The organism is Streptomyces sp. NPDC058678, assembly GCF_042714835.1.
GTDB lineage: Bacteria > Actinomycetota > Actinomycetes > Streptomycetales > Streptomycetaceae > Streptomyces.
Genome location: NZ_JBHXSG010000006.1, coordinates 204681 through 225006, shown reverse-complemented (window position 1 = coordinate 225006; position 20326 = coordinate 204681). Strand labels below are relative to the sequence as shown.

Annotated in this window: 14 protein-coding genes; 7 read left to right on the top strand and 7 right to left on the bottom strand. The window is 71.4% G+C overall.

What is annotated here, in order from left to right:
* Positions 1-151: 151 nt before the first annotated feature.
* The 6 genes from ACFWWR_RS09125 to glgX form a co-directional block, all read right to left on the bottom strand.
* Positions 152-2230, bottom strand: coding sequence for a M4 family metallopeptidase (locus ACFWWR_RS09125; RefSeq protein WP_383876668.1), 2079 nt, complete (start codon positions 2228-2230; stop codon positions 152-154).
* Positions 2231-2481: 251 nt separating this feature from the next.
* Positions 2482-4266: an ABC transporter ATP-binding protein gene (locus ACFWWR_RS09120; protein ID WP_383876670.1), complete on the bottom strand. Its 1785-nt coding sequence runs from the start codon at positions 4264-4266 to the stop codon at positions 2482-2484.
* A complete protein-coding gene (locus ACFWWR_RS09115) occupies positions 4263-6020 on the bottom strand; it encodes an ABC transporter ATP-binding protein (protein ID WP_383876673.1) in 1758 nt (585 codons plus the stop codon). Before ACFWWR_RS09115 ends, ACFWWR_RS09120 begins: the two co-directional genes overlap by 4 nt.
* 50 nt (positions 6021-6070) lie before the next feature.
* Complete coding sequence (locus ACFWWR_RS09110; RefSeq protein ID WP_384302619.1) at positions 6071-7930, bottom strand: ABC transporter ATP-binding protein; 1860 nt, start codon at positions 7928-7930, stop codon at positions 6071-6073.
* Positions 7927-9717 carry an ABC transporter ATP-binding protein gene (locus ACFWWR_RS09105; RefSeq protein WP_384302616.1) on the bottom strand — a complete coding sequence of 597 codons (1791 nt, stop codon included), beginning with the start codon at positions 9715-9717 and terminating at the stop codon, positions 7927-7929. The genes ACFWWR_RS09110 and ACFWWR_RS09105 overlap by 4 nt, the downstream gene beginning before the upstream one ends.
* 163 nt (positions 9718-9880) lie before the next feature.
* Positions 9881-12118, bottom strand: a complete 2238-nt coding sequence (gene glgX / locus ACFWWR_RS09100) for a glycogen debranching protein GlgX (protein WP_384302614.1) — start codon at positions 12116-12118, stop codon at positions 9881-9883.
* Between the two features lie 151 nt (positions 12119-12269).
* On the opposite strand from glgX, the gene ACFWWR_RS09095 reads away from it, so the two are divergent.
* From ACFWWR_RS09095 to ACFWWR_RS09065, 7 genes are all read left to right on the top strand, one after another.
* On the top strand, positions 12270-13514 hold the full coding sequence (locus ACFWWR_RS09095) for an Ig-like domain-containing protein (RefSeq protein ID WP_384302611.1): 1245 nt from the start codon (positions 12270-12272) through the stop codon (positions 13512-13514).
* A gap of 176 nt (positions 13515-13690) precedes the next feature.
* Positions 13691-14953 (top strand): Ig-like domain-containing protein, encoded by a 1263-nt coding sequence (locus tag ACFWWR_RS09090; RefSeq protein WP_383876686.1) that lies wholly within the window; start codon positions 13691-13693, stop codon positions 14951-14953.
* Between the two features lie 118 nt (positions 14954-15071).
* A complete protein-coding gene (locus ACFWWR_RS09085) occupies positions 15072-15839 on the top strand; it encodes an enoyl-CoA hydratase/isomerase family protein (protein WP_383876688.1) in 768 nt (255 codons plus the stop codon).
* 263 nt (positions 15840-16102) lie between these two features.
* Positions 16103-16606 carry an ATP-binding protein gene (locus ACFWWR_RS09080; RefSeq protein ID WP_383876691.1) on the top strand — a complete coding sequence of 168 codons (504 nt, stop codon included), beginning with the start codon at positions 16103-16105 and terminating at the stop codon, positions 16604-16606.
* Positions 16607-17001: 395 nt separating this feature from the next.
* Positions 17002-17787, top strand: coding sequence for a polysaccharide deacetylase family protein (locus tag ACFWWR_RS09075; protein WP_384302609.1), 786 nt, complete (start codon positions 17002-17004; stop codon positions 17785-17787).
* Positions 17787-18965 carry a PQQ-binding-like beta-propeller repeat protein gene (locus ACFWWR_RS09070; RefSeq protein ID WP_383860858.1) on the top strand — a complete coding sequence of 393 codons (1179 nt, stop codon included), beginning with the start codon at positions 17787-17789 and terminating at the stop codon, positions 18963-18965. The genes ACFWWR_RS09075 and ACFWWR_RS09070 overlap by 1 nt, the downstream gene beginning before the upstream one ends.
* A 77-nt stretch (positions 18966-19042) precedes the next feature.
* On the top strand, positions 19043-19687 hold the full coding sequence (locus ACFWWR_RS09065; RefSeq protein WP_383860861.1) for an ADP-ribosyltransferase: 645 nt from the start codon (positions 19043-19045) through the stop codon (positions 19685-19687).
* Here ACFWWR_RS09065 and ACFWWR_RS09060 read toward each other — a convergent pair.
* The gene (locus ACFWWR_RS09060) at positions 19641-20312 is read right to left on the bottom strand and encodes a GNAT family N-acetyltransferase (RefSeq protein ID WP_383860864.1); all 672 of its coding nucleotides are present in this window, start codon (positions 20310-20312) and stop codon (positions 19641-19643) included. The genes ACFWWR_RS09065 and ACFWWR_RS09060 overlap by 47 nt on opposite strands.
* Positions 20313-20326 lie beyond the last annotated feature (14 nt).

Here is a 20326-nt window from a genome sequence, read left to right as displayed (position 1 = left end):
ATCGGTGCCGCGTACATGTCATGCCTCCAGGTGATGTTGGCCGAAAGTCGACTGGCCGGTAAATGTTTCGGAAACGTGAACGAGGGCGCCGCCCCGGGGAGTCGAACCACCGGGGCGGCGCCCTGTCTTCGGGCCCTCGCAGGGCGTGGGCCTACGGGAAGGTGAGCTTCCAGGAGTTGATGTAGCCGGTGTCCTGAGCCGCGTTGTCCTGAACCCTCAACTGCCAGGTCCCGTTGGCGACTTCGGAGGAGGCGTTCACCGTGTACGTGGTGTTGAGGTTGTCCGCGCTGCCACCGGTGCCGTACGCCTTCAGCGTGTACGCCGTGCCGTCGGGGGCGATCAGCTGCACCCGGAGGTCACCGATGTAGGTGTGGACGATGTCGACCGCCACCGCGAGGTTCGACGGCGCGTTGCCGGTCCGCCCGGACACGGTGACGGACGAGTTGACAGCCGCTCCGTTGTCCGGAATCGACACGTCGGCCGCGTTCTCGAAGGAGGTGCCGCCACCGCCACCGCCGCCGCCGTCGGAGCGCGCACCGACCGCGACGCCCGCCCAGGCGTCCTGCACGGCCTTGTACTCGGCGCTCGTGGTGCCGTACAGCTCGCCCGTCGCCGCGAGGGTGCCGGTGCGGGCCGCCGCGTAGTTGGTGGTCGAGGTGAACTTGGTGGTCAGCGCGCGGAACCAGATCTTCTCCGCCTTGTCCCGGCCGATGCCGGTGACCGCGAGGCCGTCCGCGGTGGGCGAGTTGTAGGTGACACCGTTGATGGTCTTGGTGCCGCTGCCCTCGCTCAGCAGGTAGAAGAAGTGGTTCGCGGGGCCCGAGGAGTAGTGCACGTCGATCGAACCGATGCCGGAGTACCAGCTGTCCTTGGACGAGCCGTCCTGGCTCGGCTTGTCCATGTAGCGCAGCGGCGTGCCGTCGCCGTTGATGTCGATCTCCTCGCCGATGAGGTAGTCACCGACGTCGGAGGAGTTGTTGGCGTAGAACTCGACGGTCGAGCCGAAGATGTCGGAGGTTGCCTCGTTCAGACCGCCGGACTCGCCGCTGTAGTTGAGCCCCGCCGTGTTGGAGGTGAGCCCGTGGGTCATCTCGTGCGCGGCCACGTCGATCGACGTCAGCGGGTTGGCGTTGCCCGAGCCGTCGCCGTACGTCATGCAGAAGCAGCTGTCTGACCAGAACGCGTTGACGTAGTTGTTGCCGTAGTGGACCCGTGAGTAGGCGCCGACGCCGTCCCCGCGGATGCCGCTCCGGCCGTGCACGTTCTTGTAGTAGTCCCAGGTCAGCGCGGCGCCGTAGTGGGCGTCGGCGGCGGCCGACTCCAGGTTCGACGGGTTGCCGTTGCCCCAGATGTCGTCGGCGCCGGAGAACAGGGTGCCGGTGCCGGAGGTGCCGCGGTTGAGGTTGTACGTCTTGTGGCCGCCGCGGGCGCCGTCCGTGAGGTTGAACGTGGACCCGGACTGCGTGGTGCCGAGGGTGACCGTGCCGCTGTACACCGTGTTGCCGGTGCCGGTCTCGATGGCCTCCCACTCGTACAGCTTCTCGCCGGTGGCCGCGTCGGTGACGACGTGCAGCTCCTGCGGGGTGCCGTCGTGCTGGAAGCCGCCGACGACCGTCTCGTACGCCAGGGTCGGTTTGCCGTCGGCCGCCCAGATCACCTTGCGCGGGGCGCGGTTGACGTCCGGGCTCTTGGCGTCCTCGGCCCTGGCCGCGGCGAGGGCCTGCGTCTCGGCCTTGGCCGCGGACAGCTTGGCCGTGGTCGTCGCCGGCTTGATGGCGGCGCGGGTGGCCTTGACGACCGCTTCGGTCGCGTCGGCCTTCGTGCTCTCCACGACCAGGTCGCCACCCAGGACGGGCAGGCCGTCGTAGGTGCGCTCGTAGCGGGTGTGGACCGTGCCGTTGCCGTCCTTGAGGACGTCACGGACGACCAGCTTCTCCTTGGCGCCCAGGCCCAGTTCCTCGGCGGTCTCCGCCTTGGTGGCCTCGGCCGCGCGGAGCAGCGCGGCGCGCTGTGCGGGGGTCAGCTTGACCGACTCCGCGCCCGGTATGACCTTTCCCGCGGCCGACGGTGCCTTCTCCGGGGCTGCGGTGGCGGCGCCCGACTGGACGGCCGCGGCGATCAGGGCGGACACGCCGACGAGGGCCACGGCTGCGGCCCTGCGACGGGGGGTGGTGCGCGTGGAGGAGGTGCTGGTGTGGGAGGTGCGTCTGTGGGAGGAACTGTCTCTCAACACTGACTCCTTCTGCGTGGCCGCGGGTCGCACGGCCAGGGGAGACCGGTCGGCGGGTGGGCCGTCCGGGCAGAACAGGGCGGTGCGCAGATCCACGTGCGGCCGCGGCACACGTTCGTGCTGTGGGGTTGCTGTGAAGCGGCCGTGGGAAGAGTCGCAGGAGATGGCGGTTTCTGTCAGGAGCGCGTCAGGAAGTTGGCCAGAAATCGTCCGTTGCCCGGAAATTCATGTTCGGTATACGGACTGGACGGTCAGGTGGAGGTCTCGGGGGAGGCGGGCCGGTCCCCGTGCCACGACCCCCACAGAGCCGCGTACGCCCCGTCCGCCGCCACCAGCTCGTCGTGCGTGCCCAGTTCGGTCAGCAGACCGTCCTCCATGACCGCCACGCGGTCCGCGTCGTGGGCGGTGTGCAGGCGGTGGGCGATGGCGATGACCGTGCGGCCTTCGAGTACGGCGGCCAGGGCGCGCTCCGTGTGGCGGGCGGTGGTCGGGTCGAGCAGGGCCGTGGCCTCGTCGAGGATCAGGGTGTGCGGGTCGGCCAGCACGACCCGGGCGAGGGCGAGTTGCTGGGCCTGGGAGCCGTCCGTACGGCACCCTCCCTCGCCCAGCGTGGCGTCGAGACCGTCGGGCAGTTCCCGTACCCAGGTGTCCGCGCCGACCGCCGCCAGCGCGGCCCGCAGGTCGTCGTCCGTCGCGGCGGGTTCGGCGATCAGGAGGTTGTCGCGGACCGTCCCGAGGAAGACGTGGTGCTCCTGGGTGACCAGGACGACCTGGCGGCGCAGCTGTTCGGGGCCGAGGCCGACGACGGGCACCCCGCCGACCGTCACCGTGCCGGTGCCGGGCGCGTCCACGCCCGCCAGCAGCCGGCTCAGGGTGGTCTTGCCGGCGCCGGAGGGCCCGACGACCGCGAGCCGTTCCCCGGGGCGCACGGTCAGGTCGACGCCCCTCAGTACCTCACCGCCGCGGTCGTAGGCGTAGCGCACGCCGGTCACCTCGATCAGGTCGTCCGCCGGGACGGGGACGTCGGCCGCGTCGGCGCGCGGGGCCCGGGCCAGCCCCTCCACCCGGGCGAACGAGGCGCCGCTGCTCTGCAGTTGCTCGACCCGGACCAGGATCTGGTCGAGGGGCGACTCCAGCTGCCGCAGATACAGCGCGGCCGCCACCACCGCGCCCAGGCTCATCACGCCGTCCGCGTGCAGCATCCCGCCGATCACCAGCACCCCGGCCACGGGGATCAGGTACGACACCTCCACCGCCGGGAAGAACACGGAGCGCAGGTAGAGGGTGTGGAAACGGGTGCGGCGGGACGTCTCGAGGGCCTCCCGGCTCGCCCTGGTCCGGCGCTCCTCCAGGCGGAACGCCTCGACCGTGCGCGCCCCCGACGCGGTCGCCGCGACGACCTCGGCGACCTCCGAGTTGGCCGCCCCCTCCGCCAGGTAGCCGTCCCGCGCCCGGCGCAGATACCAGCGCAGGGCGAACCAGATGGGCGTCAGCCCGAACACCCCGACGGCGCCGAGCAACGGGTCGATGACGAACACCGCGACCAGCGCGAACAGGCACTGCACGCCGTTGATGAGCAGTTCGGGCCCGGCGTCGCGCAGCGTGGTGCCGACGGTGGCCACGTCGGCCGTGCCGCGCGCGGTCAGATCGCCGGTACCGGCCCGCTCCACCACCGACGCGGGCAGCGCCAGCGTCCGGTCCACGAACTCCTCGCGCACCCGCGCCAGCGTCCGCTCACCGAACCGGTGCCCGACGTACCGCGCCCATCGGGCCAGCAGCAACTCCGCCACCGCGCACACCAGCAGGGCCGCCGCCAGCCGGTCCACGGCCGACACCCCGCCCCCGTCCCGCACGTCGTCGATGATCCGCCCCAGCAGCCACGGCCCGGCGAGCCCGGCGACCGCGGCCAGCGCGTTCAGCGCGAGTGCCGCCGCGAAGGCCCGCCGGTCGGCCTTCACCAGGCGTACGGAGGCCCGCCGCACGTCGGCGGGCTCGGCCACGGGCAGTTGTCCGGAAGAGGCCGTCGAGCCGGTCACCGTACGGCCTCCTCGGTGTCTGTGACGTCTGTGGTGTCCGTGAGGCCGGGGGTTTCCATGAGGTCGGCGTCCCGCGCCACCAGCGCCCGGTATCCCGGCTCCCGGTCCAGCAGCTCGCGGTGGCTGCCGGTGGCCGAGACCTTGCCGTCGACCAGGTGGAGCACGGTGTCCGCGTGGTCCAGCACCAGTGGGGAAGTGGTGGTGACCACCGTCGTACGGCCCTTGCGCGCGGCCCCCAGCCGCTCGGCCACCCGCGCCTCGGTGTGGGCGTCCAGCGCGGAGGTGGGCTCGACGGCCAGCAGCACCTCGGGGTCGGCGAGCAGCGCCCGGACCAGCCGCACACGCTGGCGCTGGCCGCCGGAGAGGTTGCGGCCCTGCGCGTCGATCGCCGAGTCGAGCCCGTCCGGCAGGCCCTGCACGATGTCGTCGGCGACGGCCGTGTGCACGGCCCGCCCGATGCGCTCGTCGTCGCCATCGTCTCCGCCGCCGACCAGGTCGCGCAGGGTGCCCGAGAACAGGTCCGCCTCGTGGTCGGCGACCAGGATCCGCTGTCTGACCTGCGCCAGCGCGATCTCGTCGAGCGGCACCCCGCCCCAGGTCGCCGCCGACGGGACGTACCGGCCGAGGCGGTCGAGCACGGCCGCGGTGTCGGCGGGGCGGGCGCCCGCCAGCGCGGTCAGCCGCCCCGGCAGCACCCGCACGCCCGACACCGGGTCGTGCAGCACCGAGGGCTCCGCGGGCGCGTCCCGGGTGCCGGTGTCCGCCATCGGCTCCAGGCGCAGGAACCGTACGACCCGCCGGGCCGCCACCAGACCGCGGCTGATCTGGTAGCCGCACTCCACCCAGAACGCCACCGGCCCCACCAGGACCGCCACATAGCCGTACACCGACACCAACTCGCCGACCGTGATGTCCCCTCGGGCGGCGAGCCGGGCCGCCAGCCAGGTCACGACCGCCATGAACAGCGTCGGCAGCCCCACGCCGAGCGCCTGCACCCAGCTGGTCACCGCGCCGACCCGGTAACCCTGCGACCGCAGCCGCTGGGAGTCCCGGTTGAAGGCGTCGGCGAACAGGCCCTTGCCACCGAGCCCGTTGAGGACCCGCAGCCCGCCCGCGAGGTCGGCGATCCGGGCGGTGAGCACGCCCTGCCGCTCGCGGTACTCCGTCTCGGTGCCCTGGAGGCGGGTGAGCAGCGGCCCGACGAGGAGGACGATCACCGGGATCCCGAGCAGTACCACCGCGGCGATGAGCGTCGACACCGACAGCAGCAGCCCGGCGACCACCAGATAGGCGACGACCGCGCCGACCCCGGGCCCGACGACGGTCAGCGACTGGGCGATCGTCTGCACGTCGCCCACACCGATCGTGACGACCTCCCCGGCGCCCGCCCGCCGGGACAGCGCGGCGCCCAGCCGGACCGCCTGCCCGACGACGACCTTGACCGTGCGGAAGTTGGCGTCCATCCGCACCCGGGTCATCGTGCGGTGCCGCATGATGCTCAGCCAGGCGTTGAACGACCCCACCGCGAACAACGCGGCACTCCAGCCGGCCAGCGCACCCATGTGGCCCGGTTCCAGACCGTCGTCGATCGCCCGGGCCATCAGATACGGCGTCGCCGCCAGCAGCACCATCCAGGTGCTGCCCAGCAGCGCACCGGCGGCGGCCCGGCCCGGCTGGCACCTCACCAGCCACCACAGATACCGGCCGCCGCCACGACAGTCGGGCGTGCCGGGATCCTCGTACGCGTCGATCATCTCTCTCCGCTTCCCACGCCGGACCGCCCGCCTCACGAAGGCTGCCCCGCCTACGCCAGACTGTCCCGCCACGCCCTGTGCAGATCCGCGAACCGGCCGGTGTCCGCGATGAGTTCGTCCGGGCTGCCGTCCTCGACGATCCGCCCGTGCTCCATGACCAGCACCCGGTCCGCGATCTCCACGGTCGACAGCCGGTGCGCGATGACCACGGCCGTACGCCCCTTCAGCACCGTCGCCATCGCGCGCTGCACCGCCCGCTCGCCCGGGATGTCGAGCGAGCTGGTCGCCTCGTCGAGGATCAGCACGGCCGGGTCGGCGAGCAACGCCCGGGCGAAGGCGACGAGTTGGCGTTGACCGGCGGAGATACGGCCGCCCCGCTTGCGTACGTCCGTGTCGTAGCCGTCGGGCAGCGCGGTGACGAAGTCGTGCGCGCCGATCGCCTTCGCGGCCTCCTCGATCTCCTCGCGGGTGGCGTCCGGGCGGCCGATCGCGATGTTCTCGGCGACCGTGCCGGAGAACAGGAACGCCTCCTGCGTCACCATGACCACCCCGCGCCGCAGTTCGGGCCCGGCCAGGTCGCGCAGGTCGACGCCGTCCAGGAGGACCCGGCCGTCGGAGGGGTCGTAGAACCGGGCGAGCAGCTTGGCCAGGGTCGACTTTCCTGCGCCGGTCGAGCCGACGACCGCGACCGTCTGTCCGGCGGGCAGCGTCAGGTCGAAGCGAGGAAGCACCTCACCGCCGGTGCGGTACGCGAAGCGGACCCCGTCGAAGACGACCTCGCGGCCGGGGTGCTCGGACGCGAGGGGCGGCAGCTGCCGGGGTGTCGTGGGCTCCGGGACGGACGGCGTCTGGGCGAGCAGTCCGGCGATCTTCTCCAGGGAGGCCGCCGCCGACTGGTAGGAGTTCAGGAACATGCCGAGCCGGTCGATGGGGTCGTACAGCCGCCGCAGATACAGCACCGCGGCCGCCAGCACGCCCAGCTCCAGCGAGCCGTCGGCCACCCGGTGCGCGCCCCACAGCACGATCACCGCGACCGCCGTGTTGGCGACCAGCCGGGAGCCGATCACATAGCGGGCCATCTCGAGGAGCGCGTCGCCGTTGGTCCGCTCGTGGCGGGAGTTCAGCACCTGGAAGTCGGCGTCGTTGACCGCCTCGCGGCGGAACGCGCGCACCGGCCGGATGCCGTTCATCGTCTCGACGAACTTCACGATCACGGCCGCGATGGCCGTCGACCGGGCCCGGTACACCCGTCCCGCGCGCCGCTGGTAGAGCCGGATGAGCAGATACAGCGGCCCCAGCGACGCCACCGCCACCGCGCCGAGCCCCAGGTCGAGCCAGAGCAGCAGCGCCGAGATGTAGGCGAAGGACAGGACGACCCCGACCAGCTCCTGCAGGCCCTCGTTCAGCAGCTCGCGCAGGGACTCCACGTCCGTGGTGGAGCGGGAGATGAGCCGGCCCGAGGTGTAGCGCTCGTGGAAGTCGACGCTCAGCGCCTGCGCGTGGCGGAAGATGCGGCCGCGCAGGTCCAGCAGCACGTCCTGGTTGACGCGGGCTGCGGCGATCACGAACGTGGACTGCAGGGCCCCGGAGGCGAGCGCGCACAGCAGATAGCCGACGCCCACCGCGACGAGGGGGCCGTTGTCGTGGTCGCGGAACGCGGGTACGGCGCTGTCGATGGCGTACGCCACCAGCAGCGGGCCGGCCTGCGTGGCCGCCTGCTGGAGCAGCAGCAGAAGCGTGGTGACGGCGACGCGGGCCTTCATCGGGGCGAGCAGGGAACGCAGCAGGGCGGCGGTGGCGCCCGGGGGTGTGGGCAGGACGTCGCGGTCGAAGTCGTCGTCCTGCCGGGCGGGTTCCCCGGCCGGGCTCTCCTTGCCCGGTGTGGTGGTCGTGGGCGCCGTCGCCGTCATCGGTCTGCCTCCTCGGTCCCGGCCATCAGATGGACGTACTCGGCGTTCGTGCGCAGCAGTTCCTGGTGGGTGCCGACGGCGACGATCCGGCCGCCGGACAGCAGGGCGACGCGGTCCGCGAGCAGGACGGTCGACGGGCGGTGCGCCACGATCAGGCCCGTGGTCTCCGCCAGGACGTCCCGCAACGCGGCCTCGACGGCCGCCTCGGTGTGCACGTCCAGGGCGGACAGCGGGTCGTCGAGCACGAGGAACCTGGGCCGGCCGACCACGGCTCTGGCCAGAGCGAGACGCTGCCGCTGCCCGCCCGAGAGACTGAGCCCCTGCTCACCGACCCGCGTGTCGGTGCCCTGCGGCAACGCGTACACGAAGTCGGCCTGCGCGACGGCCAGCGCCCGCTCCAACTCGGCCTGTCCCGCGGTGCCGTGCGCCCCCATGAGTACGTTGTCACCGACCCCGGCGGAGAAGAGGGTCGGCTCCTCGAAGGCGACCGCCACCTTCGCGCGCAGCTCCTCACGGGACATCGCCGTGATGTCCTCGCCGTCCAGCGTGATCCGCCCGGAGGTCACCTCGTGGAGGCGGGGCACGAGCGCGGTGAGCGTGGTCTTGCCGCTGCCGGTGGCTCCGACGAGGGCCATGGACTCGCCGGGGCGGATGTGCAGGTTGATGCGGTCGAGGACGGCTGGGGAGTCGGCGGGGGCGTCGGGATAGCGGAACGACACGTCGTGGAACCGGAGCCCGCTGTCCTCGGACCGCGGCGCGGCGCCTGTCGCCTGCGACTCCGGCTCCGCGTCCATCACCTCGAAGTACCGCTCGGTCGCCGTCGCCGCCTCCTGGCTCATGGCCAGCAGGAAGCCGATGGAGTCCACCGGCCAGCGCAGCGCGAGCGCCGTGGACAGGAAGGCGACCAGGGTCCCGGCGGACAGCGAACCGTCGGCCACCTGCATGGCCCCCAGCACCAGCGCCACCCCGATCGCCACCTCCGGCAGCGTCACGATGACGCCCCAGATCGTCGCCAGCAGCCCCGCCTTGCGCAGCTCCGTCCCCCGCAGCGTCCGCGACAGCTCCCGGAACGCCCGTGCCTGGCTCCGGTGCCGGCCGAACCCCTTGATGATCCGGATGCCGAGCACGCTCTCCTCGACGACCGTCGTCAGATCTCCGACCTGGTCCTGGGCCCGCCGCGCCACCTCGGTGTACCGCGTCTCGAAGACCACGCACGTCACGATCACCGGGATCGCCGGGCCGAGGATCACCAGTCCGAGCGACCAGTCCTGGATCAGCATGATCACCACGCCGATGACGATCGTCACCCCGTTGACCAGCAGGAACGTCAGCGGAAACGCGAGGAACATGCGCACCAGCATCAGGTCCGTGGTCCCCCGGGACAGCAGCTGTCCGGACGCCCACCGGTCGTGGAAGGCCACCGGCAGCCGCTGGAGATGCCGGTACAGATCGGCCCGCATCCCCGCCTCGACCCCCGCGAGCGGCCGCGCCACCAGCCACCGCCGCAGCCCGAACAGCAACGCCTCCGTGAGCCCGAGCAGCAGCAGGAACAGCGCCCCGAGCCACACCCCCGCGGAGTCCCGGTCGGCGACCGGCCCGTCCACCATCCACTTCAGCACGAGCGGAATCACCAGCCCCGCGCACGAGGCGAGCACCGCCACGAACGCGGCGGTGAACAGCCGCACGCGCACCGGCCGGACGTACGGCCACAGCCGCAGCAGCGTGCGTACGGCCGACCGGTCGCCGCGTTTCTCAGGATCCTTGGTGGTTACAGGTGTCGTCGCCATCATCAGCGAGCCTACGGATCGGCACTGACAACGCCCACCGAGTTTTGGCCGGACCCGGATCGGCCGCTGGTCCTACGACCTGCGTGTTCGAGGGGTCGTACGACGGCATCAGCCGATCGGCTGATGCCGCTTCGAACGGACTTCGCGGACCTGCAATCCTGCGTCAGCCGACCACCCGCAGCAGCAGCACCGCCCGCGCCGGCACCGTGATGGTCCCTCCCGCCCGGTGCACGACCCCGGGTGCCTCCCCCTGTTCCTCCCGTGCCGTGTCGACGAGCACCTCGTACCGTTCCGCCCACGGCGGCCCCGGCAGCACGAAGCTCGCGGGCCGGTCCCCGGCGTGCAGGACGGCGAGGAAGCTGTCGTCGAGGATCGGGTCGCCGCGCTCGTCGCGGCCGGGGATGTCCCGGCCGGAGAGGTACATGCCGAGGGTGCCGGCCGGGGCGTACCAGTCCCGTTCCGTCATCTCGGTGCCCCGGACGGTGAACCAGGCCAGGTCCCGCAGGCCGTCCGCGGAGTGCGCCCGGCCGGAGAAGAAGGCGCGGCGGCGGAGCACGGGGTGGCGGTGGCGCAGGTCGATCAGACGGGCGGTCAGGTCGAACAGGGGCTTCCAGTCCGGGTCCTCCAGCAGACTCCAGTCCACCCAGCTGATCTCGTTGTCCTGGCAGTACGCGTTGTTGTTGCCGCGCTGGGTGCGGCCCAGCTCGTCGCCCGCGACCAGCATGGGGACGCCCGTCGACAGCAGCAGGGTCGTCAGGAGGTTCCGCAACTGGCGGCGCCGCAGGGCCCGTACGCGCTCGTCGTCGGTCTCCCCCTCCGCCCCGCAGTTCCACGACCGGTTGTCGTCCGTGCCGTCCCGGTTGCCCTCGCCGTTCGCCTCGTTGTGCTTGCGTTCGTACGAGACGAGGTCGCGCAGGGTGAAACCGTCGTGCGCGGTGATGAAGTTGACCGAGGCGTAGGGCCGACGGCCGCCCCAGGCGTACAGGTCGCTCGATCCCGACAGGCGGTAGCCCAGGTCGCGCACGTCCGGCAGGGCGCCCCGCCAGAAATCCCGCACGGCGTTGCGGTAGCGGTCGTTCCACTCCGTCCACAGGGGCGGGAAGGCCCCGACCTGGTAGCCCCCGGACCCCACGTCCCACGGCTCGGCGATCAGCTTCACCCGCCGCAGCACCGGGTCCTGCGCGATCACGGCGAGGAACGGCGACAGCATGTCGACGTCGTGCATCGAGCGGGCCAGCGCGGCGGCCAGGTCGAAGCGGAAGCCGTCCACGCCCATCTCCGTCACCCAGTAGCGCAGCGAGTCGGTGATCAGGCGCAGGACGTGCGGCTGGACCACGTGCAGGGTGTTCCCGCAGCCCGTGTAGTCCGCGTACCTCCGCGCGTCGGACTGCAACCGGTAGTACCCCCGGTTGTCGATGCCCTTCAGGGACAGCGTCGGGCCGAGCTCGCCCGCCTCCGCCGTGTGGTTGTAGACCACGTCGAGGATGACCTCGATGCCGGCCTCGTGCAGCGCGTGGACCATGCGCTTGAACTCGCCGACCTGCTGTCCCGTCGTACCGGAGGCCGCGTAGCCCGCGTGCGGCGCGAAGTAGCCGATCGAGTTGTAGCCCCAGTAGTTCTTGAGGCCCTTGCGCAGCAGGTGGTCCTCGTGCGCGAACTGGTGGACGGGGAGCAGCTCGACGGCCGTCACGCCCAGCTTCACGAGGTGCTCGATCGCCGCCGGATGGGCCAGCCCGGCGTAGGTGCCCCGCAGCTCCTGCGGGATGCCCGGGTGCAACTGCGTGAAGCCCCGTACATGCACCTCGTAGATCACCGAGTCCGCCCACGGCGTCTTCGGGCGGTGGTCGTCCGCCCAGTCGTCGTCATCGTGGACCACGACCCCCTTCGGGACGTACGGCGCCGAGTCCCGGTCGTCGCGCACGGTGTCCGCGACCTGCTGCTGGGGCCAGTCGCGGACGTGCCCGTACACCTCCGGGGGGAGGCTGAAGTCGCCGTCCACCGCGCGGGCGTACGGGTCGAGGAGCAGCTTCGCCGGGTTCCAGCGGCCGCCGGTCCACGGGTCCCAGCGGCCCTGCACCCGGTAGCCGTAGCGCTGGCCGGGCATCACGCCGGGCACGAAGCCGTGCCATATCTCGTGGGTCAGCTCGGTCAGCCGGGCCCGCGTCTCCTTGCCGGCCTCGTCGAACAGGCACAGCTCGACCGCCTCGGCCCCGCCCGCCCACAAGGCGAAGTTGGTGCCCGCCACACCGTCCGGGCCGACCCGGAACCGGGCGCCCAAGGGCGTCGGTGCCCCGGGCCGCACGGGCACGGCCGGCGGTGGCGCGGTGCGGCGCGCGCCGTTCACGACGGCGGCGGTGCGCCCGTCCTCGGCCACCGCCTCCTGCTCGGCTGCGCTGGACACCTGTCAGCCTCCCACGGCTCGTGGAACGACCTGGGAAGGGTGTGCGGCATCCCGGCCGCCCCACCCCCTCGCGTCGTTCTCCCCACTGTTCTGCCCAGAGCTTGGGTCGCACTCACGTTTCCCCGAAGCAGGCCCGGTCGTTGGGTACCGCGTGAGGCACGTAACTGGGCGCGCACGGCGCGCGGGGGTCGCATTGGCCGCCGTACTGACATGGGCAGGACTGCTGGCCGGGGCCACCGGCTGCACTACCGACGGCAAGGGCGGCATCGACATCGGAGGACTCGGCAAACCCCCGGCACCCGAGGACGTCATCCGGATCTCCCCGGACGACGGCACCCGGGGGGTGCGGCCCGAGGAGAAGCTCCGGGTACGGGTGCCCGACGGGCGCCTGGAGTCGGTCAAGGTCGTCAGATCGCAGGACGCGCAGGAGTCCCCGGTGCCGGGGCACCTCTCCGACAACGGCCTGACCTGGGAACCCGACGAGCACAAGCTCGCCCTGGCCGCCAAGTACACGATCGACGCGGTCGCCCTGGACGCCCACGGCCGCCGGTCGGCCCGGCACACCACGTTCACCACGCACGTCCCCGATGAGCGCTTCATCGGATACGTCACGCCGGAGAACCGCTCCACCGTCGGCACCGGCATGATCGTCTCCCTGGAGTTCAACCGGGAGATCGAGCACCGCGCGGCCGTCGAACGGGCCATCCGCGTCACCGCACAGCCCCCCGTCGAGATCCGCCCGCACTGGTTCGGCGACGGCCGCCTGGACTTCCGCCCCGAGCGGTACTGGAAGCCCGGCACCCAGGTCACCGTCTCCCTGCGGCTGAGGGACGTCGAAGGCGCCCCCGGCGTCTACGGCCTCCAGTACAAGACCTTCTCCTTCACCATCGGCCGCAGCCAGGTCTCCCTGGTCGACGCGGCGAAGCACACCATGGAGGTCCGGCGGGACGGCGACCTGCTGGCCACCGTGCCGATCACGGCCGGCGCCCCGAAGACGACGACGTACAACGGCAGGATGGTCGTCAGCGAGATGTTCGAGGTGACCCGGATGAACGGCGCCACGGTCGGCTTCAAGAAGAAGGACGGCAAGGGCGAGTACGACATCCCGGACGTCCCGCACGCCATGCGCCTGACCGACTCCGGCACCTTCCTGCACGGCAACTACTGGGCGCCGGACGCGCCCGGCCAGGTCAATGTCAGCCACGGCTGCGTGGGCCTCAGGGACGTGAAGGGCGGCCGCTCGGACACGCCGGCGGGCTGGTTCTTCGACCGCAGCCTCGTCGGGGACGTCATCGAGGTGGTCCACAGCAACGACAAAAAGGTCGCTCCCGACAACGGGCTCGGAGGGTGGAACATGGGCTGGCAGGAATGGAAGGCGGGCAGTGCGGTGCGGTAGCCCGAGAGGAGAGCGGGCAGGGAGCGGGTTGCTCCAACTTTCCGTTGAAGTCGGTACGGAACGGTGACAATCATGAGCCGCCGACGCCCCTGACCTTGTGGTTACGATGCGCCGGTGCGCGTGGTGGTACGCGCGGGGGAGCGGGGGCCGGACCAGGCCCCGCGAGGGGAGAAGACTTGAACGTGCGACCGATATCGGGGGCGTCGGTTGACGCGCGGGGGCGAGGCGGCAGGGGGCTGTCGGCGCTGATACTCGGCGTCCTGCTGCTGGCCGTCACCGCGTGCGGCGGGGGCGGCGGTTCCGACTCCACATCCGAGGAGGGGAAGGGCGCCGGCAAGGGCTCCTCCCAGGCGGAGACCAAGCAGTCGCAGGCCGTGGTCTCGATAGCCCCGAAGGACGGCGCCAAGTCCGTCGACACCAGCGGCGCCCTCAAGGTCAGCGCCGCCAAGGGCGAGTTGACCCAGGTCGAGGTCAAGGACGCCAAGGGCGACGAGATAGCCGGGAAGGTCACCGGCAGCGGCACCACCTGGACACCGTCCACGCACCTCGCGGCCGCCACCAAGTACACCGTGCACGCGGTCGCGAAGGACTCCGAGGGCCGCGAGGCCGCCGAGGACTCCAGCTTCACCACCCTGACGCCCGAGAACACGTTCACCGGGAGCTTCACCCCCGAGGACGGCTCGAAGGTCGGCGTCGGAATGCCGTTCTCCGTCCGCTTCTCCCGGGGCATCACCAACCCGGCGGACGTCGAGAAGGCCATCAGCATCAAGACCGAGCCGGCCGTCGACGTCGAGGGCCACTGGTTCGGCAACGACCGCCTGGACTTCCGCCCCGAGGAGTACTGGAAGGAAGGCACCAAGGTCACCGTCGACCTCGAACTCGACGGTGTCGAGGGCCGCGACGGCGTCTACGGCAAGCAGGACAAGAGGGTCTCCTTCACCGTCGGCCGCAACCAGGTCTCCGTGGTCGACGTCAAGAAGCTCACGATGAAGGTCATGCAGGACGGCAAGGTCGTCAAGACCATCCCCGTCACCACCGGCAAGCCCGGCATGGAGACCTGGAACGGCCAGATGGTCATCAGCGAGCGGCTCACGGTCACCCGGATGAACGGCGCGACGGTCGGCTACACCGACGCCGACGGCAAGGGCGAGTACGACATCAAGGACGTACCGCACGCCATGCGCCTGACCACCTCCGGCACCTTCATCCACGGCAACTACTGGGGCGGCGGCGCCTTCGGCAACTACAACGCCAGCCACGGCTGCATCGGCCTGCGCGACGTGCGCGGCGGTTACGACAGCGGCGTGCCGGCCGCGTGGTTCTTCAACCACTCGATGATCGGTGACGTGGTGGTCGTGAAGAACTCCAACGACGAGACGGTGGCGCCGGACAACGGGTTCAACGGCTGGAACATGTCGTGGGAGAAGTGGAAGGCGTAGGAACGGCCTTCCGCGGAGGTTCCACCCTGGTGTGAGGTCCGGTCCGGTTGGAGGTGCGGCCCTGGTGTGAGCTATCGCACCGGGGCCGTTGCCGTTAGTCGCCGTTAACCTGACCCGCATGACCGTGAATCTCGAAGTAGCCGAGGGCGTGGGCACGATCCGCCTCGACCGCCCGCCCATGAACGCGCTGGACGTCGCCACGCAGGACCGGCTCAAGGAGCTCGCCGAGGAGGCGGCTCGCCGGGACGACGTGCGGGCCGTGGTGATCTACGGCGGGGAGAAGGTGTTCGCGGCCGGCGCGGACATCAAGGAGATGCAGGCCATGGACCACACGGCGATGGTCCTGCGCGCCCGTGACCTGCAGGACTCGTTCACGGCGGTGGCCCGCATCCCGAAACCGGTGGTCGCGGCCGTCACGGGTTACGCACTGGGCGGCGGCTGCGAGCTGGCGCTCTGCGCGGACTTCCGGATCGCCGCGGACAACGCCAAGCTGGGCCAGCCGGAGATCCTGCTGGGCCTGATCCCGGGCGCGGGCGGCACCCAGCGCCTGTCCCGGCTCGTCGGCCCGTCCAAGGCGAAGGACCTGATCTTCACGGGCCGCATGGTGAAGGCCGACGAGGCGCTGAGTCTGGGCCTGGTGGACCGAGTGGTGCCCGCCGACGAGGTGTACACGCAGGCTCACGCGTGGGCGGCGAAGCTGGCGCAGGGACCGGCGATCGCTCTGCGTGCCGCCAAGGAGTCGATCGACACGGGCCTGGAGACGGACATCGAGACCGGCCTGGCCGTCGAACGGAACTGGTTCGCGGGCCTGTTCGCCACCGAGGACCGCGAGCGGGGAATGAAGAGTTTCGTGGAAGAAGGCCCCGGCAAGGCGAAGTTCCTCTGAATCGCTTGCAATTGACGCGGTGTCTGATCCGAGGTCCCTCGATGGGGCGGTTTATGGGAGCCTTAACGCAACCTTAGGCCTGCCTTGTCGAGGGAGTCTGTCGCTTGCCGCCCACGGAGCCTTCGTCGCAGGTCAGACGGGCTGTTCGAGCTTCTGAAGTGCCATCGGCATATGCCGGACGACCCGCACGGAATGACCGATTCCGGGGGGCGTATTCGCCGGGAACGGCCCCGGAGGGCGGTCCGGGCGGCCATGATGGGGGCATGGCGGGGCTGGAGGGTATCGAACAGCCGCGGGGAGAGAGCCGTGCGACCGCGGCGCGCTGGTCTCCGACGGTCGAGGACGAACACGCACTCAAGGCACTCGAACTGTTCGGCAACCCCACGGAGGCGGAGGTTCCGCTGCCGTCCCGCCCCGAGTCCGCTGCCACCGCCCGCCGACTGGCCCAGGTCGTCGTCCTCCGCCAGTGGGGACTCACCCCCAAGATGACGGAAGACGCGGTCTTACTCGTCTCCGAACTCGTCGGCAACGCCGTACGCCACACCGGAGCCCGTGTCTTCGGCCTCCGTATGCGCCGCCGCCGCGGCTGGATCCGCATCGAGGTCCGCGACCCGTCCCGAGGTCTGCCCTGTCTGATGCCGGTCCAGGAGATGGACATCAGCGGCCGGGGGCTGTTCCTGGTGGACAAGCTGTCCGACCGCTGGGGGGTCGACCTGCTGCCCAGGGGCAAGACGACGTGGTTCGAGATGAGGGTGGCGGACCGCTGAGGGTGAGACCCACTTCTCGACCCATGGGGTCGGGTGGAGTGTCGGCGGACCCCTGAGGGGCGAGGCCCACTTCTCGACCCACCGGGTCGGGTGGTGTGTCGAGGGTGGCGGACCCCTGAGGGGCGAGGCCCACTTCTCGACCCACGGGGTCGGGTGGTGTGCCAAGGTGGCGGACCCCTGAGGGGCGAGGCCCACTTTTCGACCCACCGAGTCGGGTGGTGGGTGGGCGAAGGCCGGGGGTCCAGGGGGCGGAGCCCCCTGGCGGGGTCGAAGGGGCGGAGCCCCTGGGGACGGGACGGGCAGGGGCGGCGGGGGGCGGAAGAAGGCCGCCGCACGCGACCCGCACCGGCCGCCGTTCGGGCGAATCGCCCGCTTTCCGCCGTAACCCGCCTTAAATGGTGCGGGTGACCACCAACGACCGCCGTACGGCGCTCCGCGCGGGCGCCGCCTTCGTCACCGCGGGTGCCCTGGGCGCCGGCTGCGCGACCCACGGCGCTGTCGCGCACCCGGCCCCCGCCACCAAGGGCTCCGCCACCAAGGCCCCCGCCACCGGAGCCCCCGCACCCCGCCACTACCCCGCGCACCCCGCCCAGCTCACCCACGGCGCCCGGACCCACCCCCGCGTCGCCCTCACCTTCCACGGCGGCGGCGACCCCGCCACCGCCCGGGCCCTCCTCACCGAAGCCGAAGGACACGACGCCCGGATCACCGTCCTCGCCGTCGGCACCTGGCTCGACGAGCACCCGGACCTCGCCCGCCGCATCCTGGACGGCGGCCACGACCTCGGCAACCACACCCTCCACCACGTCGACATCAACGCGATGTCCGAGGCCGAGGCCCGTGCGGAGATCACCGGCTGCGCCCGGCGCCTGAAACGCCTCACAGGCTCCATCGGCACCTGGTTCCGCCCCTCCCGCGCCGCCCGCGCCTCCCCTCTCGTCGAGCGCCTGGCGCACGACGCGGGCTACCCGCACGTCCTCTCCTACGACGTCGACTCCCTCGACTCCACCTCGCCCGGCGCCGAAGCCGTCACCCGCAAGGTCCTCGGCGAGATCCGCAACGGATCCGTGGTGAGCCTGCACTTCGGGTACGCGGACACGACCGCCGCGCTCCCCGCCGTACTGGAACAACTCGGCCGCCGCGGACTGCGCGCGGTCACCACCACGGAGCTGCTGAGCTGATGCACCGCAACCTCATGAAGAGCACCCTCGTCCTCGGCGTCGCCCTCGCCGCGCTGGCCGCCTGCGGCACCGACACCCACCACCGCGCCGACGAAACCCGGGTCACCAAGGCCGCCGTACCGGCCCCGCCGAAGAAGAAGCAGGTGCAGGGCCTGCCCGGTATGCCGCCCGTCCTCGACCCGCAGGACGTCTACGCGGCGGACCGGCCGGGCAAGCTCTCCCCGGTGGTCAAGGACTTCCCGTCCCGGGTCTACGTGCCCAACACCGAGTCCGACACCGTCTCGGTGATCGACCCGAAGACGTACCAGATCATCGAGACGATCCACGTCGGACGGCAGCCCCAACACGTGGTGCCGTCCTGGGACCTGAAAACCCTCTGGGTCAACAACAACCGCGGCCACTCCCTCACCCCGATCGACCCGAGGACCGGGAAGGCGGGCAAGCCGGTCGAGGTCCACGACCCCTACAACCTCTACTTCACGCCCAACGGCCGGTATGCCGTCGTCATGGCCTCCCTCGACCGCGAACTCGTCTTCCGTGACCCGCACACCATGAAGCGGATCAAGACCGAGCCGGTCACCTGTTACGGCGTCAACCACGCGGACTTCTCCCTCGACGGCAGGTACTTCATCGTCTCCTGCGAGTTCAGCGGCGAACTGCTCAAGGTCGACACGGAGAAGATGAAGGTCGTCGGACAGCAGAAGCTGCCGTTCGACGGCGCGATGCCGCAGGACGTGAAGGTCTCCCCGGACGGCAAGCGGTTCTACGTCGCCGACATGATGGCCGACGGCATGTGGGTCCTGGACGGCGACAAGTTCACCAAGCCGAAGCTGCTGCCCACCGGCAAGGGCACCCACGGCCTCTACGTCAGCCGTGACTCCCGCGAGATGTACGTCTCCAACCGTGGCGAGGGCACCGTCTCCGTCTTCGACTTCACGCGGAACCAGCTCACCAAGAAGTGGCGCCTGCCCGACGGCGGCAGCCCCGACATGGGCGGCGTCTCCGCCGACGGCAAGGTCCTGTGGCTGTCGGGACGTTACGACGCCGAGGTGTACGCCATCGACACCCGCACGGGCGCCCAGCTCGCCCGTATCCCCGTCGGCAGCGGACCGCACGGCCTCGCGGTCTACCCACAGCCGGGCCGCTACTCGCTGGGTCACACGGGCATCTTCCGCTGAGGGAGGGGACGGTGGACACGCCGCCGATCGAGTGATGATCCGCAACATGCCGTCGCGGAACGGGAATTGTGCTCCCCATGATCACAACTCGTCTGCGGCGGCGGGCCGCTGCCGCCGTCCTGTCCCTCGCGGCCGTCCTCGCCACGACGGCCGCCACCGCTCCCCAGCAGCCCGCGAAGGCTGCCGCGACGGCCTCCGCGGGGGCTGCCGCCACGGCCTCTGCGGGGGCTGCCGCTCCCGCCTGTCCCCAGTTCGACGACCCGGTCAAGGCCGCCGTCGACCACCGCGTCGACGTCGACCGGATCACCCCCGAGCCGGTCTGGCGCAAGACCTGCGGCACGCTCTACCGCAGCGACGGCCGCGGCCCGGACGTCGTCTTCGAGCAGGGCTTCCACCCGAAGGACGTCGTCGACGGCCAGTACGACATCGAGAAGTACGTCCTGGTCAACCAGCCCTCCCCGTACGTGTCCACGTCGTACGACCACGACCTGTACAAGACGTGGTGGAAGGCCGGCTACAACTACTACATCGACGCCCCCGGCGGCGTGGACGTCAACAGGACCATCGGCGACACCCACAAGTGGGCCGACCAGGTCGAGGTGGCCTTCCCCGGCGGTATCGCGCGGGAGTACGTCATCGGGGTCTGCCCGGTCGACAAGAAGACCAAGGTCGAGATCATGAGCGACTGCGAGAGCAACCCGCACTACGAGCCGTGGCACTGAGCAGCAGCGCCTCCGCGCCCACGGCCCGGTAACCGGCGGCCTGGAACGCCCGCATGCTGCGGGCGTTCCCCGGCGCCACCTGGGCCCACAGCGGCTCCGTGACGAGATGCCGGGCCGCCGTCACCAGGGCCCGGCCCAGCCCCCGGAGCCGTACGCCGTCCTCCACCTCGACGGACACCTCCGCCCGCCCGGCGATCCCCCGCCCGATCACCACCACACCGCCGTCCGCCGTCCACGCGCGCACGTCGTCGCGCCGCCCGAGGGCGTACCGGATCCGCGGATGGCCGCCGTCCGCGATCTCCCGCAGCGCGAGCGGCGGCTCACCCGGCAGGGGTGAGCCGACCAGCATCGCGTCGATCGTCTCGGTCGTACGCCCCGTCCGCTCCATGAAGGCCGTCAGGAACCGCGCGTTCATCGTCGCCGCGAGGGCGTCGCACGGTACGGCGTCCAGCGTGTCGTACACCCACCGCGGATCCTCGTCCGTGAAGACGACCGAATGCGCGGTGAAGGCGAGGACGCCCGCGTCCCGGTGGGACGCCTGGGCCACGACCGTCGTACGGCCGTCCGCCGGCGGGAAGACGCCCCGCGCCGCCGCGTCGAGAATGTCCCGCAAGGTCTCCGCCACGACCGCCCCCGTCT